Origin of the sequence: Acinetobacter sp. GFQ9D191M (assembly GCF_011174875.1) — a bacterium.
GTDB lineage: Bacteria > Pseudomonadota > Gammaproteobacteria > Pseudomonadales > Moraxellaceae > Acinetobacter.
Map to the genome: position 1 here is coordinate 18,224 of NZ_JAALGV010000029.1, position 15,892 is coordinate 34,115.

Genomic DNA, 15,892 nt, shown 5'->3' on the forward strand with positions numbered 1-15,892 from the left:
TATGTCAGCTTCCAAGTCTAAAACCAAAAAGAAAAATAATGCCAAACGCCCTGGTTTCATGAAAGGGATAGTTTTATTTCTAATCGGGATACTCTTGGTTCTAGGGTTGATCCTGAAAGCTAGCCTATGGAAAGATTATCCTGTAGAAGGTCAAAAACAGTTACTGGCAATTAGTAACGGTGAAACCTATTCTGGATTTATTGATCGGCTGGCCAAAGAAAATTATGTCAGCTTTCCGATTATTTTAAAGCTGTATCAGCGCATCATGATTCATGACACCATGAAGGCGGGTGTTTATGAAATTCCTCAAGGTATGAGTATCCGTGCAGTGCTGGACATGATTTCCAATGCAGAAAATGCTCAGATGAACCGGATTCTGGTCATCGAAGGCACGACCTTTAAACAGCTGATTGATGCCTTAAAGAAAGATGATCTGGTGACTAAAGAAGTGGTGAATTTGCCAACCGATCAATTGCTCAAAGAACTTAATATTCCATTCAATCATCCTGAAGGTCTGTTCGCTCCAGATACCTATTTCTTTGCCAAAGGCGAAACGGATCGCAAGATTCTGACTGATCTTTATCAGCGCCAGATGAAGTCTCTGGATCAGGCTTGGGAAAAACGTGCTTCAGATCTGCCATATCAGAATAAATATGAAGCGCTGATCATGGCATCGATCATTGAAAAAGAAACCAGTCTGGATAGCGAGTTACAACAGGTGTCTGGCGTATTTGTGCGCCGTTTGAAAATTGGCATGCGTCTACAGACAGATCCAACCGTGATTTATGGTATGGGTGAGAATTACAAAGGTAATATCACCCGTCAGGATTTGCGCACTCCAACACCATATAATACCTATACTATGGCTGGCTTACCACCAACACCGATTGCCTTGCCAAGCAAAAAGGCCATTGAAGCAGCGATGCATCCGGACAATTCACAAAATATTTATTTTGTTGCAACGGGTAATGGTGGGCATAAATTCAGCAGCAGTCTGCAAGACCACAATAGAGCAGTGCAAGAATATCTCTCTGTTTTACGTTCAAAAAATAAGGAATGAGCATGTTTATCAGCTTTGAAGGCACTGAGGGTGTAGGGAAAACCACACTCATTCGTCGTATCTATGATGATTTTATTGCTCAAGGTAAAGAGGTCGTGCTGACCCGCGAACCGGGCGGTACGCCAATGGCAGAACAGATCCGTTCACTGTTGTTGGCCGTAAACCATGAAGAAGCGATGTGCCATGATACAGAGTTATTGTTGATGTATGCGGCACGAGCCCAGCATCTGGCACAAGTGATTTTACCCGCTTTAAATGCTGGAAAAATTGTCTTATGTGATCGCTTCAGTGATGCCAGTTTTGCCTATCAATGTGCAGGACGTGGACTCAGTGAAGACAAGCTGAATCTGTTAAATCAAAATTTTGTGGAACGTATGCCAGATATTACGTTCTGGCTGGATGCACCGATTGAACTGGGTATGAATCGCGCTCGTGCCCGAGGTGCGCTGGATCGGTTTGAGCAAGAGAAAGTTACTTTCTTTGAGAAAGTTCGCGCTGGATATGCAACACTATGCCAGCGTCATCCAGAGCGGATTAAATGTCTGGATGCAACTCAAACACCGGATCAGGTGTTTGAACAGGCGCTGTCTTATTTAAAATAATTTTATTCTAAAGATATTTTTGGCATACTTTTCTCTAGTTATTTCAAGGAAGAATCTTCTATATTGGAATAAATCAGGAAGATAAAACATGATGAAAAGTACAAGAGAAGAAATCATCCAATTTTTACAGCAGGAATTTCCGCAGAGCCTGGAAAAGTGTCAGATCGAAGCTGTAGTGCCTGAGGGTGCAACCATACTGTATCGAGTCAGTGAACAGGAACTGCGCCCCGGTGGTACGGTATCTGGCCCTACTATGATGACCTTGGCTGATCTGGCTTTATATATCGCGATCCTTGGCGAGATTGGACTGGTTGGCCTAGCAGTGACCACGAACTTGAATATTAATTTTTTGCGTAAACCTTCAGGCGGAGTCGATCTGCGAGGGGAAAGTAAATTGATGAAAGTGGGGAAGGCGCTCATTGTGGGAGAAGTTTGGATTTATTCGATTGATCAGGAAGAGCCGGTTGCCCATGTGACAGCGACCTATTCGGTTCCACCACGTAAAGAACCCATACACTCCTTAAAATGCTGATTAACTCATACAAATCATATGCTTTATTTAAATCCGGATTATTCTAAAAACTTAAAAAAATCACAGCCAAAGAAAAGGCAGATAACATTTAAAAATATGATCTGCCTTATTTATATCTTTAAGCATTCACCAAAGGAGTTTCTACTTCAAAACTTGGTGGAATTAGTACAGTTTTACGTAGTTCAGGCAGCAATTCTGGATAATCCAGGGTGAAATGCAGGCCACGGGATTCTTTACGTTGCATGGCACAACGCACAATCATCTCTGAAACGAGTACCAGATTACGCAGCTCGATCAAGTTTTTGCTCACCTGATAATCCTGATAATACTCGGTAATTTCTTTTTTCAACATCTCAATCCGGTGCAGGGCACGTTCTAGACGTTTAGTCGTGCGGACGATACCGACATAGTTCCACATGGTCTGACGCAGCTCGTCCCAGTTTTGCAGAATAACCACATCTTCATCAGGATTGGTCACCTGAGAATCATCCCATTCTGGTACTTCAGGGATAGCTTGATCTGCCTTGAAATTTTCCTGAATATGTTTGGCAGCACTCATGCCATATACAAAACATTCTAAAAGTGAGTTACTGGCCATGCGGTTAGCACCATGTAAGCCAGTATAGGACGTTTCACCAATGGCATAGAGCCCGACAATATCAGTCTGGCTATTTTCATCTACGACCACACCACCACAGGTATAATGCGCAGCAGGAACCACAGGAATCATTTCCTTAGTGATGTCGATGCCAAGCTCTAGCAGACGTGCATACAGGGTCGGGAAATGTTCCTTGATGAAGCCTTCATCTTTATGGGTAATGTCCAGCCAGACATGACGAATGCCCAGACGTTTAATCTCATAGTCAATTGCACGCGCCACAATATCACGTGGTGCCAGTTCTGCTCGCTCATCAAAGCGCAGCATAAAACGCTCACCATCAGGTAGGCGTAAATACGCGCCTTCACCACGCATAGCTTCTGTAATCAGGAATGAACGGGCTTGTGGATGATATAAACAGGTCGGATGGAACTGGTTGAATTCCATATTGGCAACCCGGCAACCGGCACGATAAGCCATCGCAATCCCATCACCGGTCGCGATATCAGGGTTCGAGGTATAAAGATAGGCTTTCATCGCACCGCCACAAGCCAGAGCAGTAAATGGAGCTAAGAAAGTGTGGACCTGCGCACTTTCTTCATTAAGTGCATATAAACCTAAGGCGCGATTTTTACCATCTAAGCCCAGTTTTTGTGAACAGATCAGATCAATCGCAATATAATTTTCAAAGATGGTAATATTTTCTTTTTCCTGAGCACGCTGTACCAACGTGGTAGAAATGGCACGCCCAGTCGCATCAGCTGCATGAATGATTCGGCGCTGTGAATGGCCGCCTTCACGGGTCAAATGTAATTGTTCCTGCTCATCCAGAGTAAATTGGACGCCGTGTTTCAGCAGAAAATCCACCGAAGGCTTACCACCTTCCACCGTCTGCTTCACCGCATCCATTTCACACAGATGTACACCTGCAATCATGGTGTCATCAATATGCTGTTCAATCGAGTCTGTCTCATCCAGTACTGCTGCAACGCCGCCTTGTGCATAATAGGTACTGGCATCGGTCAGGGTGGATTTGGCAAGAACTGCAATATTAAAATGTTCAGGCAAAGAAAGTGCTAGACTAAGACCGGCACCACCACTGCCCACAATGATCACGTCAAAATGATGGGTAAGGGGAAAATTAGACATGTCCATCAGCTAATTGAAAAAAGTCCGTTAATCAGAGCGCTTTTTTGTACAAAAGGCAAGCGTTTAAGTGCTCATTTATTGATGAAAAAAATTAATAAAAGCTTTAACTTAATGCTTTAGAAAAATTAAAGGTTGCCAACATTCAAGCTTTCGAACATATTGTTACTTAAAATATATGAAGTTTGTGATAAAACCTATTTACATAAATTTATCAACAATTTGGGTGAATAATTTATATGAAAATTCTGGATTTAAAAAAAGGATTATTTGCAGCGACTGTTACCATGAGTGCTGCTCAGTTACAGGCAGTAACACCCGTCGATTTTTCTAACCTGGTTGATCAGGTCAGTCCGGCAGTTGTCAGTGTGAGTGTTGTCAAGAAAATGAGCGAAGAAGAGCTCTTGCAACAACAGGTTCCTGAAATTTTACGCCGTTTCTTTGGTAATCAGGTGATTATTCCGCAGCCACGTGTACCGCAGGAAAAAACCGGATATGGGAGTGCCTTCTTCATTAGTAAGGATGGCTATCTGCTGACCAATCACCACGTAGTTGAAGATGCGTCTAAGGTGACAATTACCTTGAATGATCGTCGGGAAATTGATGCGACAGTCGTAGGAAGCGACGAGCGTACTGACGTCGCTTTATTGAAAGTCAATGGTTCAGGTTTCCCGGAACTGCGTACTGGTGATGTCGATAAATTACGTGTAGGTGAGCCTGTACTAGCAATCGGTTCGCCTTTTGGTTTTGACTACTCCGCTTCTGCCGGCATTGTCAGTGCCAAGATGCGTAATATGATGGGCGAAACCGCAGTCCCATTTATTCAGACTGATGTGGCCCTGAATCCAGGTAACTCGGGTGGACCACTATTTAATCAGCGTGGTGAAGTGGTGGGGGTGAACTCACGAATCTTCAGTGGTACTGGCGGTTATATGGGTCTGTCATTTTCGATTCCCATTGATGTCGCTATGGAAGTCGCTGACCAGCTGAAACGCGATGGTAAGGTGACCCGTTCTTATCTGGGTGTAAGCCTGCAAGATATCGACCGTACTTTGGCTGAATCTTATAAATTATCTAAGCCAGAAGGTTCTTTAATTACTCAGGTGGCACCAAACTCGCCTGCGGCTAAAGCGGGTCTGCAAGCCGGTGATGTGATTTTAAAATACAATGGTACTGATATTTCACGCACTAGCCAGTTGCTGAACTATTTGAACCGTTCTGCGCCTAAACAGCAGATCCAGTTAGAAGTATTACGTGATGATAAACGTCGTAGTATCAATGCAACACTAACGACTGCACCAGATGAAACGCCAGCCAAAGCAGGTAACCAGGCTCAGCCAAATAAAGGTCCGGTATTAGGCGTTACTATTCGTGAATTAAGCCCGGCTGAAAAAGAGCGTTTAGAGATTAAGGGTGGTGTAGTCATTCAGGATGTTCGTAGAGACGGGATCGCAGCTCAGGCACGGATTATGCCCAATGATGTCGTAACTCAAATCAATGGTAAAGCAATCTTGAACAGTAACCAGTTTGTGGAAGCTGTGGCAGATCTAAAAAAAGGCAGTGTTGCCCGTGTCGGTCTGATTCGTCAGGGTCAACGTGCCATTGTCGGGATGCGCATTTCATAAAATAAATGAATCTTCAATAAAAGACCGCTTGTATAGGCGGTTTTTTATTCTTCGCAATTTACCCGAGGCATAATTTCTGTAGACTCTGTACATAGAAAAAATTGCGATAAAGGATTAGAGAAAAGTGACCGGTATTTTTGACCAAGTTTTGAAGGTACAACCTGAACATATTGATCGTCTAGGACATGTGAATAACGTAGTTTATGTGCAGTGGATGCAGGATGTGGCCTCGGCGCATATCGAGCAATTAGGACTCGGTTTAAATGAATATTTGCAACTTAAACATGCCATGGTTGCAGTTGAACATCATGTCCAGTATCGCAAAGCGGCATTTGAAGGGGATGAACTGATTTTAAGAACCTGGTTAAGTGATCTAAATGCCTTGTATTCATTCAGACAGTATGCATTTTATCGTCCGCAGGATCAGAATGTCCTATTTACCGGTAGCACGCAGTGGGCCTGTATCGAAATTGCGTCGGGTCGACCGAAGCGTATGTCGCCAAGTTTTACCCAAGCTTATCAGCCTCTCTCAGACAGTATTAACCCTTATGATTTTTCTACTTTATATTTGAGTGAAGAAGCAAAGGCGATAAGAGAAGAATCAATCTAATAAGGTGATGATATCGAGATTGAATAGAGAGTAGCTACCAAATAGGAGGCAACCCATTTAACAAGCTGTTTTCTTGAAAAAAAGCTGAGGAAAAGAAAATAAAACATAAAGCGGTTACGTATTTAAGATAGGCGAGAGAGAAGAAAGATAATTCTTTTTCTGTATCTCCATTCTGCTATAATCCTCGGCAATTTCTATTCGGCTTTTGTTATGCAATGACTTTTTAAATTGCATGACGCGTTTTTTTCTCAAGGTAGCCCATGGCGCAAGCTAAAAAATCTGTTGATATTAAAAACATTCGTAACTTCTCGATTATTGCGCATATTGACCACGGTAAATCGACTCTGGCAGATCGTTTTATTCAAACTTGTGGTGGTTTGCAGGATCGTGAAATGCAGGCTCAAGTTCTTGATTCTATGGAACTTGAACGCGAACGTGGGATTACCATCAAAGCGGCTTCGGTCACCTTGTACTATACCCATCCAAATGGCCAAGAGTATCAGTTGAACTTCATTGATACCCCGGGACACGTGGATTTCTCTTATGAAGTTTCACGTTCTTTGGCGGCCTGTGAAGGTGCACTACTGGTGGTAGATGCAGCACAAGGTGTAGAAGCGCAGTCTGTTGCAAACTGCTATACCGCGATTGAGCAGGGTCTGGAAGTTTTACCAGTACTGAACAAAATTGACTTGCCACAAGCTGAACCCGAACGTGTAATTCAGGAAATTGAAGATATTATCGGGATTGAAGCGACTGAAGCACCGACCTGTTCAGCAAAAACTGGCCTAGGTATTGAAGGTGTGCTTGAAACGCTGGTGAATGTCATTCCTGCACCAACAGGTGAACGTGATGCACCGCTGCAAGCGTTGATTATTGACTCATGGTTCGATAACTACCTGGGCGTAGTATCTCTGGTTCGTGTGAAACAGGGTCGTGTTCGCAAGGGCGACAAGATGTTGGTGAAATCGACTGGTCAGACACATATCATCACTTCAGTCGGTATTTTCAATCCGAAGCATACTGAAACCGATATCCTTGAAGCGGGTGAAGTTGGTTTCGTGATTGCCGGTATTAAAGACATTTTTGGCGCACCAGTGGGTGATACCATTACACTGGCAACTACTCCAGAAGTTCCAACATTACCTGGTTTCAAAAAAGTAAAACCACAGGTATATGCGGGCCTGTTCCCAATCGATTCCAGTGATTTTGAACCTTTCCGTGAAGCATTGCATAAACTGCAAATCAATGACTCTGCGCTGTTCTTTGAACCAGAAAGTTCTGATGCTCTAGGCTTCGGTTTCCGCTGTGGTTTCTTAGGTATGCTGCACATGGAGATCGTACAGGAGCGTCTAGAACGTGAATACGATCTGGATTTGATCTCTTCAGCACCAACGGTAATTTATGAAGCAGTGATGAAAAATGGCAATACCATTTACATCGATAGCCCGTCAAAAATGCCAGATGGTTCAACTGTTGAAGACCTGCGTGAACCAATTGCAGAATGTCATATTCTGGTACCACAGGAATACCTGGGTAATGTCATGACCCTATGTATTGAGCGCCGTGGCGTACAAAAAGACATGAAGTTCATGGCGAACCAGGTATCTGTTACTTTTGAAATTCCAATGGCCGAAGTGGTGATGGATTTCTTTGATAAATTGAAATCTTGTTCACGTGGTTTTGCGTCACTGGATTACAACTTTGTGCGTTTTGAAAGTTCATCACTGGTGAAAGTGGATGTCCTGATCAATGGTGAAAAAGTCGATGCACTCGCAATGATTTGCCACCGTCAGGATGCACGTCATCGTGGGATCGCACTGGTTGAAAAAATGAAAGATCTGATTCCTCGTCAGATGTTTGATGTGGCAATTCAGGCGGCCATTGGTGCGCAAATTATTGCCCGTTCTACCGTAAAAGCAATGCGTAAAAACGTATTGGCAAAATGTTATGGTGGTGACGTATCACGTAAGAAGAAACTTCTTGCAAAACAGAAAGAAGGTAAGAAACGTATGAAACAGGTGGGTAGTGTTGAAATTCCACAAGAAGCGTTCTTAGCTGTACTGAAAGTCGAACGCTAATACTATAAGGATAATAAGCCCATGGATTTTGATTTTAATTTGATTCTTGTTCCTGCGACCTTATTTTTCGTCGCGGTCTGGTTGCTGGATAAATTTGTTCTGAAACAACGACAGACCAAAGGCAAGGGCAATGAAAACTTCATTATTACTTGGGCTTATGATTTCTGGCCGGTTTTGGCCGTCGTTTTAGTATTGCGTTCTTTCCTGTACGAACCTTTCAATATTCCATCAGATTCTATGGTTCCAACACTGGAAACCGGTGATTTTATCCTGGTCAATAAGTTTGACTATGGCGTGAAATTACCGATTGTAAATACAAAAATTCTGGATACAGGTAGCCCGGAACGTGGTGATGTCGTGGTCTTCCGCTATCCGCCACAACCAACGATTAGCTATATTAAGCGTGTAATTGGTTTGCCAGGTGATCATATTGTTTATGATCATGGCCAGTTAACTATTAATGGTGAAAAAGTAGCAAAAGTTCCAGTAGAATTCAGTCGTGAAAAAGATCGCCTGGACACGCCAAATTCGATTTATCATAAAGAAACCATTGGCGAACATACTTTCACTATGCGTGAGCTGGAAGGAGTCAATGTAGCTCGTCAGGCTCCATTCCTTAACTATATAGAAAATGGTAAGTTTTCAGCGGAAAATGGTTTATATTGGGAAGTGAAAGTACCAGAAGGTCATTACTTTGCGATGGGGGATAATCGCGATCAAAGTGCTGACAGTCGTTTCTGGGGCTTTGTTCCGGAAGAAAACTTAACAGGTCGCGCATTCTATATCTGGATGCATAAAGAACCTGGCTTTAAACTGCCATCGTTTAGTCGAAACGGAATAATCGATTAATTATTTCAGTTAGGAAAATAAAAAATGAAACATCAACAAGGTGCTTCGTATATTGGAATTTTATTTGCAATCGTGGGGTTTGCTTTTCTTGCCAAAGTGGCGATTGCAGTTTGGGGGCCATACTTTGATGATCGTATGGTGGACAATCAGATTGAGGAACTTTTAAAGAGTTCTCCGACAAATATTGCGCCAGAAAAATTTCGTCAGCAGATGGGTCAGCGTTTAGAAATGAACAATATTCGCGATCTGAAGTTTGATGAAATTGCTAAAGTAACTAACACTGATGGTTTACAGGTGCACAAGAATTATGAAATTCGCAAGAATTTTATATTGAATATAGATTTAGTGATGAAGTTTGAGAAAGATTTTGATCAAAGCACAGTCAAAACTAAATGATGAGCGTCTTGCCAAACGGATCGGCTATCAGTTTAAACAAGCTGATCTGTTAAAACTGGCACTGACCCATCGTTCAGTCAGTCATAAACACAACTATGAACGCCTAGAATTTCTAGGCGATTCTCTTTTAGGGATGATCATAGCCAATTATCTCTTTACTGCTTACCCGCAGGAAAATGAGGGCCGTCTGACGCGTATGCGTGCGACTCTTGTCCGACAGGAAGCGTTAGGGAAAATTGCCAATGATCTAAAATTGAGTCAGAACCTGATTCTCAGTACGGGTGAGCTGAAATCGGGTGGTCATCATCGTGAGTCTATACTTGCGGATACGGTCGAAGCCATCATTGGTGCGATCTATGTGGATTGCGGTGATCTCACTGTACTACAGGCGATTGTGCTAAAATGGTACGAACCATATTTAGACAATATTGAGCCGACTGACCAGCTGAAAGACCCTAAATCACGCCTACAGGAATATTTACAAGCACGTAAAAAACCTCTCCCAGTTTACGAGGTTGTAGATATTCAGGGTGATGCCCCGAACCAGCATTTCAAAGTGGAATGCCAGGTAGAAGGCTTGCCGGTCATGGCCGGTGAAGGTTCAAGCCGACGATTCGCTGAACAGGCGGTTGCGGCAGATATTTTAAAACATTTGGAGCATAAGTCTTAATGACTACTCATTCCGATCACATTGATGCTGATCACGAGTCGCAAAGCGACAGCAATGACTTGATTAGTCAATTTTTCAGTGCACAGGGTACTGAAATTCCTTCTGATTATCGTAGCGGTTTCGTGGCGATTGTCGGACGTCCAAACGTGGGTAAATCAACCTTGATGAACCACTTACTGGGCCAGAAACTTTCAATTACTTCACGTAAACCACAAACCACACGTCATAAAATCGTAGGGATTGATTCACGTGAAAAGTCTCAGGCGGTATTTGTTGATACACCGGGGATGCATAAAAAAGAAGTGCGTGCCATCAATAAAATGATGAACCGAGCTGCGCACTCTGCACTGCGTGACGTGAACCTGGTGCTGTTTGTTGTTGATGCACAGAAATGGACCCAGAACGACGAGCTTGTTCTGGAAAAATTAAAAAATGCGGATATGCCAGTGATTCTGGTGATCAACAAGCTGGACACGTTCGAGAACAAGAATGAGGCTTTACCGCTGATTCGAGAACGTGCCAAACTGATGAACTTTGCTGAAATCGTACCGGTGTCTGCACTTCGTGGTGCAAACCTCGAACACTTACGCGATACGATTGCCAAGTATCTGCCATTCCAGCCACCACTGTATTCACTGGATCAGCTTACCGATCGTTCAGAACGTTTCCTAGCCTCTGAAATTATCCGTGAAAAGATCATGCGTCAGTTAGGCGAAGAACTGCCATACGATTTAACTGTTCAGATAGAATCTTTCAAAACTGAAGAGCCGACCCTGAATGAAAAAACAGGTCGTATGAAGCCGGCATGTACTTATATTGATGCCACTATTTTCGTTGATCGTGCTGGCCAAAAGGCTATTGTGATTGGTGAAAAAGGTTCCAAGCTGAAAAAAATCGGTATGGACGCACGTGTCGATATGGAAAAAATGTTCGAGCAGAAAATCATGCTAACGCTTTGGGTGAAAGTCAAAGGCGGCTGGTCTGATGATGAGCGGGCATTGAAAAGTCTAGGTTATAGCGACATTTAAATTGGATAGGAACGGATCATGATGAAATTTCTGGCAGTTGTTGCATGTGTTTTATTCTTGCAAGGCTGTATTCATAAAGTAGTGACCGTTCCTGCCAAAGTTGCCTATAAAACCACAAAGTACGCGGTCAAAGGGACCGCGGCTGTTGTGGGTGCCGCCATTCCTGATGGGGATGACGAAGAAGACGAGAAAAACTCAAAAAAGAATAAAGATTAAAGAAGCAGCCTATGCGTAATGAAGTGCTGCATGGATACCTGATTCATCATCGTAAATATCGCGATCGCAGTCATATTGTGCATTTATTTACCCAGGAATATGGCCGTATCGACGGGATACTGAGACAAAATCCTCCACCCCAATATCAACCCATCAGCTTGTTAGCTTCAGGCAAATCTGAACTGAAAAACTTCACCAAATTAGAAATTGTTAATCAGCCGATCTTTTTTTTCGGTGATGCTTTCTTTTCTGGCTTTTATCTGAATGAAATCCTGTTGCGTTTATGTCCGCTTGAAGTGCAAATGCCGCTGACCTTTGCCAAATATGGCGAAACGTTGAATGCCTTGCAAAAACTCTCCGATCAGGAAAATCCCAATACTTATTTAAAACAGGTTCTGCGTCAGTTTGAACATATCTTATTAGAAGAACTGGGCTATGAACTGGATTTTTCAGTCGATGCCAATCAGGCACAAATCAATCCCGTGCAACATTACTATTTTCAGTTGAATGAAGGTTTTATGCCTTCGGCCAAGGCTATGCGCTCAACCATGTCGGGCCAGCAGATTTTAACAATGCAGCACTATGAAAATGGTAGGGATTTTAATCCAGAACAGTTACAATTACTGACGAAGCTATATCGACAGGTGATCACTGCTTTACTCGGTGACCGACCACTGAAAAGTCGACAACTGTGGATCCAAAATTCTCAATCTCAATCTCAATCGTAGTTAGGAAAATAGTATGGCTGCATTACTTGGTGTCAATATTGACCATGTCGCAACTTTAAGACAAGCACGTGGTACGACGTACCCAGACCCAGTCAATGCTGCATTGATCTGTGAGCAGGCCGGTGCAGAGGGAATTACCCTGCATTTGCGCGAAGACCGTCGACATATTCAGGATGAAGATGTACGTCGTATGCGTCCGGTATTAACTACCCATATGAACCTGGAAATGGCCGTAACTGATGAAATGGTGGCGATTGCTAAAGAAATCCAGCCGCAGCATGTCTGCTTTGTACCAGAAAAGCGTCAGGAAGTGACGACTGAAGGTGGTCTGGATGTCGTTGGTCATTTTGAAGATGTGAAAAAAGCCACCCAGGAACTGTCTGCGATTGGCTGTGACGTGTCGCTATTTATTGATGCAGACATTGCCCAGATTGATGCGGCAGTCGCTTGTGGCGCACCTACAATTGAGCTTCATACAGGTGCTTATGCCGATGCTGACACGCCAGAAGCACAGCAAGTTGAGCTGGATCGCATTATCAAAGGGGCAGAGTATGCGGCTTCTAAAGGTCTGGTGGTCAATGCAGGTCACGGTCTGAACCTGGATAATGTCACTCCAATTGCTGCGATTCCTCAAATTCATGAATTAAATATTGGTCACTCGATTATTGCAGATGCAGTTTTTGTTGGACTGGCGCAAGCTGTACAACAAATGAAGGCTGCAATTAAAGCTGCGCGTTAAGATTGCAAAAGATATATGTCAAATATTGATTATGATGAACTGATGAAGCCTGTCATTGGCTTCTTAGGTTGTGAAACACCAAAAGCCTGGCTCGATGAGGCATTACAGAATCTGGAAATTCTGATGCAGGATCATGCCAACTGTGAGAAGAAAGCAGCCAGTACAGCAATAAACCTGATGTTCCGCTATAGCTTCTTTGTAGATTTACAGGTGAAACTGGCGCAACTGGTACGGGAAGAAATGCTGCACTATGAGCAGGTGCTGGAATTCATGAATAAGCGTGGCCAGCAATGGATTGGACTCAGTGCAGGACGTTATGCAGGTGGCTTACGCAAAGAAATCCGTACCTATGAGCCAGAGGCGCTGATTGATGTGCTGGTGATTGGTGCTTTTGTAGAAGCACGTTCTTGTGAGCGATTCTATGCGCTTGCGCCGCTGGTGGATGATGAGCTAGGACGTTATTACCGTTACTTGCTTAAATCTGAATCTCGCCATTTTGAGGACTACTTGGCCTTAGCTTTAGATGTGGCTAAAACTGCAAAACTGAAAAATCCACAAGAAGATATTCAAAGCCGAATTGAGCATATCCGTGAAGTAGAAAAGAATCTGATTCTTAGTCCAGATGAAATGTTCCGTTTCCACAGTGGTGTGCCTGCAAAAGCAGCTTAAAAAGCTACTCAATTAAGACATCAAAAAAGATCCTCCAAATCGGGGGATTTTTTTATAAATATAAGATTCGCTACCTAGCTTATTTATCTATTGAAAGGATTTAAAATAGCCTAAGCATTTTATAATTTGATTAGAAGGAAAAACTTGAAGTGCAAGATAGCAAAAGCTGTCGTCAATTTTAGAATAACGGCTTATAACAGCACATTTGATTAAACGAGAATATAAGCCAATCTAACTAGGTAAATAAAAGGGCAGAGTAAGAATATATAAGAGAAAAGAAGAATCGAATCATTTTATAAATGAAATTTCAGGCAATAAAAAAGCCCAAGTCTTAAATGCTTGGGCTTTCTTGAATTTGGCTCTCCCACCTGGGCTCGAACCAGGGACCTGCGGATTAACAGTCCGTCGCTCTACCGACTGAGCTATGGGAGAATCTGAATGCGATTATAGAGAGATTTTGCAAAGGGTCAAGCAAAAACTGTCATATTTATTACAAATTGTACTTATCTGATTTTAATTTAAACGATTGCATTAAATTCTTAAAAAATGCTTGTCAGAACAAATTTCACTTGCTAGATTGAAAACATAAAGTCGTTTGACCAAATGGTCAAACAGTGTGGATTTAAACCTACTTGCCAGCACAAAAATGGCTAAACCGGAGAAAGCGAATGAATACGCTCACTATCCCTCAAATCTTCTCTCAACTGTCTTTTTATCAAGATCATTATCTCGATATTATTCAAGATTCAGCTCAATACTTTACCCCTGTGGCTGGTGCAGAAATCCGTTTATGGCCCTTAGCGACCAAACAATTGTATCTGGGTGACTTGCTGCAATTATGGTTTGCAGAAAAGTGGCTGGTCGAACAAGAACGCCAATTTAGCTTTGAGATCTTTCTGAACACGCCTGAAACTCGGCAAAAAGAACTTTATATTTATGCGCTTACTGGCAATCTTCTGACTGGGTCGAACCAGTCTAAAGTGTGGCAGGCTTCTGCTAAAGAAACTCAGGTGCTGAGTGTATCGAATGTTTCTAAGCATTATTTTGAATATCGGGCTTTGACTCAGCCGAAGCTGGTAAAAGCACCGCAAGGGAAATGGGGCGTACTTTAAGCCTTAAACACGTTAATGGTCGGAATTGCGAAAAATCATACAGGTTGCTGTGGCATGGGCATAAATACGACCTTCGTCATCCAGAATTTGACCTTCGGAAATACCTAGGTTTTTACTGAGATTAATTGATTTTCCGATCGCTTTTAGTTCTTGGTTGTGAGGAATTGGACGGCACATTTTTACATTCAGATCAATTGTGCCATAACCGACACCGGCTTCAAGTAAAGTATGAATCGCGCAGCCTGTTACCGTATCTAAAACAGTTGCAGCAAAACCGCCATGTACACCTCCCATAGGATTCAGATGGCGTTCATCTGCTTTTACAACAAAGGTCACATGTCCCGGTTCGACTTCGCCAGCAGACATGGGAATGGTGGTTGCCATAGAAGGCATAGACAGATTGCCCTTAAGCATCTTTTGCATAATCTGCAAACCTGAAAGATTCTTGAGATCCATAGCTTGTCCTTATTATTTTAAATACTGGATTTGAATGACAAGTTTAGGCAGATGGTGCTTCGATCAGCAATAAAAAATTGTATGAGGAAATGTACAAAGCCTTTTACTTATGATGAATCCGGTAAAATGATTAAAAATAATAATACCGAGGAAGAATAATCATGAAAGCGAGATATTTATGCGGTGCGACTCGATTTGAAGTGCAGCTTAGAAATCATGAAGTGGCTGCCTGTCATTGCTCCATGTGTCGCCGCCAGACAAGTGGGCCTCTCATGTCGATTGATATAGAAAATATTCACTTTATTGATCAGCAGCATTTATCTGTTGCGAGTACTTCTGAATGGGCAGAGCGTGGTTTTTGCAATGCTTGCGGTACTTTTATTTTCTGGCGGAACAAAGACCATTCCTTTGCCAATATTAATGTATTTACTTTAGAGTAACTTCCAGAGGATCTGGATTTCAATTTAGAAATTTATATAGATCATCAGCCAGCATTTTATTCATTTAACAATCAAACCAAAAAAATGACAGAAGCTGAAGTCATTGCCATGTTTCAGCAACCTGATTCTTGAAATAAATATAATCAGATAAAGGAAGAGTAAGTCTCATAATTTGATCTGATGAAAATAATCTTTTTAAAACTAAGAATACTATATAAGTGCATATATCTCATTAAAAAATACTGATCAGCAGGTTCATATTTCAAATAGCATCCTGCTTTTCATGTCATGATCATTCTTTCTTTTGATTAAATTGTTAAATTGGAACGAAAAAAACT

At 42.4% G+C, this 15,892-nt stretch carries 17 protein-coding genes, 1 tRNA gene and 1 pseudogene; 16 read left to right on the forward strand and 3 right to left on the reverse strand.

Annotation, left to right across the window (positions count from 1 at the left end):
* Nucleotide 1: 1 nt before the first annotated feature.
* From mltG to G5T77_RS05955, 3 genes are all read left to right on the forward strand, one after another.
* Nucleotides 2–1,060, forward strand: coding sequence for an endolytic transglycosylase MltG (mltG, locus tag G5T77_RS05945; protein WP_166138328.1), 1,059 nt, complete (start codon nt 2–4; stop codon nt 1,058–1,060).
* Between the two features lie 2 nt (nt 1,061–1,062).
* Complete coding sequence (tmk, locus tag G5T77_RS05950; protein WP_125279347.1) at nt 1,063–1,662, forward strand: dTMP kinase; 600 nt, start codon at nt 1,063–1,065, stop codon at nt 1,660–1,662.
* Nucleotides 1,663–1,753: 91 nt separating this feature from the next.
* Nucleotides 1,754–2,194, forward strand: a complete 441-nt coding sequence (locus tag G5T77_RS05955; protein ID WP_171521877.1) for a PaaI family thioesterase — start codon at nt 1,754–1,756, stop codon at nt 2,192–2,194.
* Nucleotides 2,195–2,312: 118 nt separating this feature from the next.
* Here G5T77_RS05955 and nadB read toward each other — a convergent pair whose 3' ends face one another.
* Nucleotides 2,313–3,941, reverse strand: coding sequence for an L-aspartate oxidase (gene nadB, locus G5T77_RS05960; RefSeq protein WP_166138322.1), 1,629 nt, complete (start codon nt 3,939–3,941; stop codon nt 2,313–2,315).
* 236 nt (nt 3,942–4,177) lie between these two features.
* Between nadB and G5T77_RS05965 the strand changes: the two genes are divergently transcribed.
* The 11 genes from G5T77_RS05965 (at nt 4,178) to G5T77_RS06015 (ending at nt 13,546) form a co-directional block, all read left to right on the forward strand.
* Nucleotides 4,178–5,563 (forward strand): Do family serine endopeptidase, encoded by a 1,386-nt coding sequence (locus tag G5T77_RS05965; RefSeq protein WP_125279350.1) that lies wholly within the window; start codon nt 4,178–4,180, stop codon nt 5,561–5,563.
* A gap of 124 nt (nt 5,564–5,687) precedes the next feature.
* Nucleotides 5,688–6,173, forward strand: coding sequence for a thioesterase family protein (locus G5T77_RS05970; protein WP_166138319.1), 486 nt, complete (start codon nt 5,688–5,690; stop codon nt 6,171–6,173).
* 260 nt (nt 6,174–6,433) lie between these two features.
* A complete protein-coding gene (lepA, locus tag G5T77_RS05975) occupies nt 6,434–8,251 on the forward strand; it encodes a translation elongation factor 4 (protein ID WP_004784519.1) in 1,818 nt (605 codons plus the stop codon).
* A gap of 21 nt (nt 8,252–8,272) precedes the next feature.
* On the forward strand, nt 8,273–9,100 hold the full coding sequence (lepB, locus tag G5T77_RS05980; RefSeq protein WP_004784518.1) for a signal peptidase I: 828 nt from the start codon (nt 8,273–8,275) through the stop codon (nt 9,098–9,100).
* Between the two features lie 24 nt (nt 9,101–9,124).
* Nucleotides 9,125–9,496 (forward strand): DUF4845 domain-containing protein, encoded by a 372-nt coding sequence (locus tag G5T77_RS05985; RefSeq protein WP_166138315.1) that lies wholly within the window; start codon nt 9,125–9,127, stop codon nt 9,494–9,496.
* Nucleotides 9,468–10,166, forward strand: coding sequence for a ribonuclease III (rnc, locus tag G5T77_RS05990; RefSeq protein ID WP_004784515.1), 699 nt, complete (start codon nt 9,468–9,470; stop codon nt 10,164–10,166). Before G5T77_RS05985 ends, rnc begins: the two co-directional genes overlap by 29 nt.
* Nucleotides 10,166–11,194 (forward strand): GTPase Era, encoded by a 1,029-nt coding sequence (gene era / locus G5T77_RS05995; RefSeq protein ID WP_004784513.1) that lies wholly within the window; start codon nt 10,166–10,168, stop codon nt 11,192–11,194. Before rnc ends, era begins: the two co-directional genes overlap by 1 nt.
* Before the next feature lie 18 nt (nt 11,195–11,212).
* Nucleotides 11,213–11,410 carry an NF038104 family lipoprotein gene (locus G5T77_RS06000; protein ID WP_166138311.1) on the forward strand — a complete coding sequence of 66 codons (198 nt, stop codon included), beginning with the start codon at nt 11,213–11,215 and terminating at the stop codon, nt 11,408–11,410.
* Nucleotides 11,411–11,421: 11 nt separating this feature from the next.
* Nucleotides 11,422–12,138, forward strand: coding sequence for a DNA repair protein RecO C-terminal domain-containing protein (locus tag G5T77_RS06005; protein ID WP_166138308.1), 717 nt, complete (start codon nt 11,422–11,424; stop codon nt 12,136–12,138).
* 13 nt (nt 12,139–12,151) lie between these two features.
* Nucleotides 12,152–12,877, forward strand: a complete 726-nt coding sequence (gene pdxJ / locus G5T77_RS06010; protein ID WP_034171229.1) for a pyridoxine 5'-phosphate synthase — start codon at nt 12,152–12,154, stop codon at nt 12,875–12,877.
* Between the two features lie 15 nt (nt 12,878–12,892).
* Nucleotides 12,893–13,546 (forward strand): tRNA-(ms[2]io[6]A)-hydroxylase, encoded by a 654-nt coding sequence (locus G5T77_RS06015; protein WP_166138305.1) that lies wholly within the window; start codon nt 12,893–12,895, stop codon nt 13,544–13,546.
* 356 nt (nt 13,547–13,902) lie between these two features.
* Here the strand turns inward: G5T77_RS06015 and G5T77_RS06020 are convergent.
* Nucleotides 13,903–13,978 (reverse strand) — tRNA-Asn (locus tag G5T77_RS06020).
* A 236-nt stretch (nt 13,979–14,214) separates the two neighbouring features.
* Between G5T77_RS06020 and G5T77_RS06025 the strand changes: the two genes are divergently transcribed.
* Nucleotides 14,215–14,658 carry a hypothetical protein gene (locus G5T77_RS06025; RefSeq protein ID WP_166138302.1) on the forward strand — a complete coding sequence of 148 codons (444 nt, stop codon included), beginning with the start codon at nt 14,215–14,217 and terminating at the stop codon, nt 14,656–14,658.
* A gap of 12 nt (nt 14,659–14,670) precedes the next feature.
* On the opposite strand, the gene G5T77_RS06030 is transcribed toward G5T77_RS06025, so the two are convergent.
* A complete protein-coding gene (locus G5T77_RS06030; protein WP_166138298.1) occupies nt 14,671–15,114 on the reverse strand; it encodes a PaaI family thioesterase in 444 nt (147 codons plus the stop codon).
* A gap of 161 nt (nt 15,115–15,275) precedes the next feature.
* Between G5T77_RS06030 and G5T77_RS06035 the strand changes: the two are divergent.
* A pseudogene (locus G5T77_RS06035) lies at nt 15,276–15,686 on the forward strand (GFA family protein).
* The last annotated feature ends 206 nt before the right edge of the window (nt 15,687–15,892 follow it).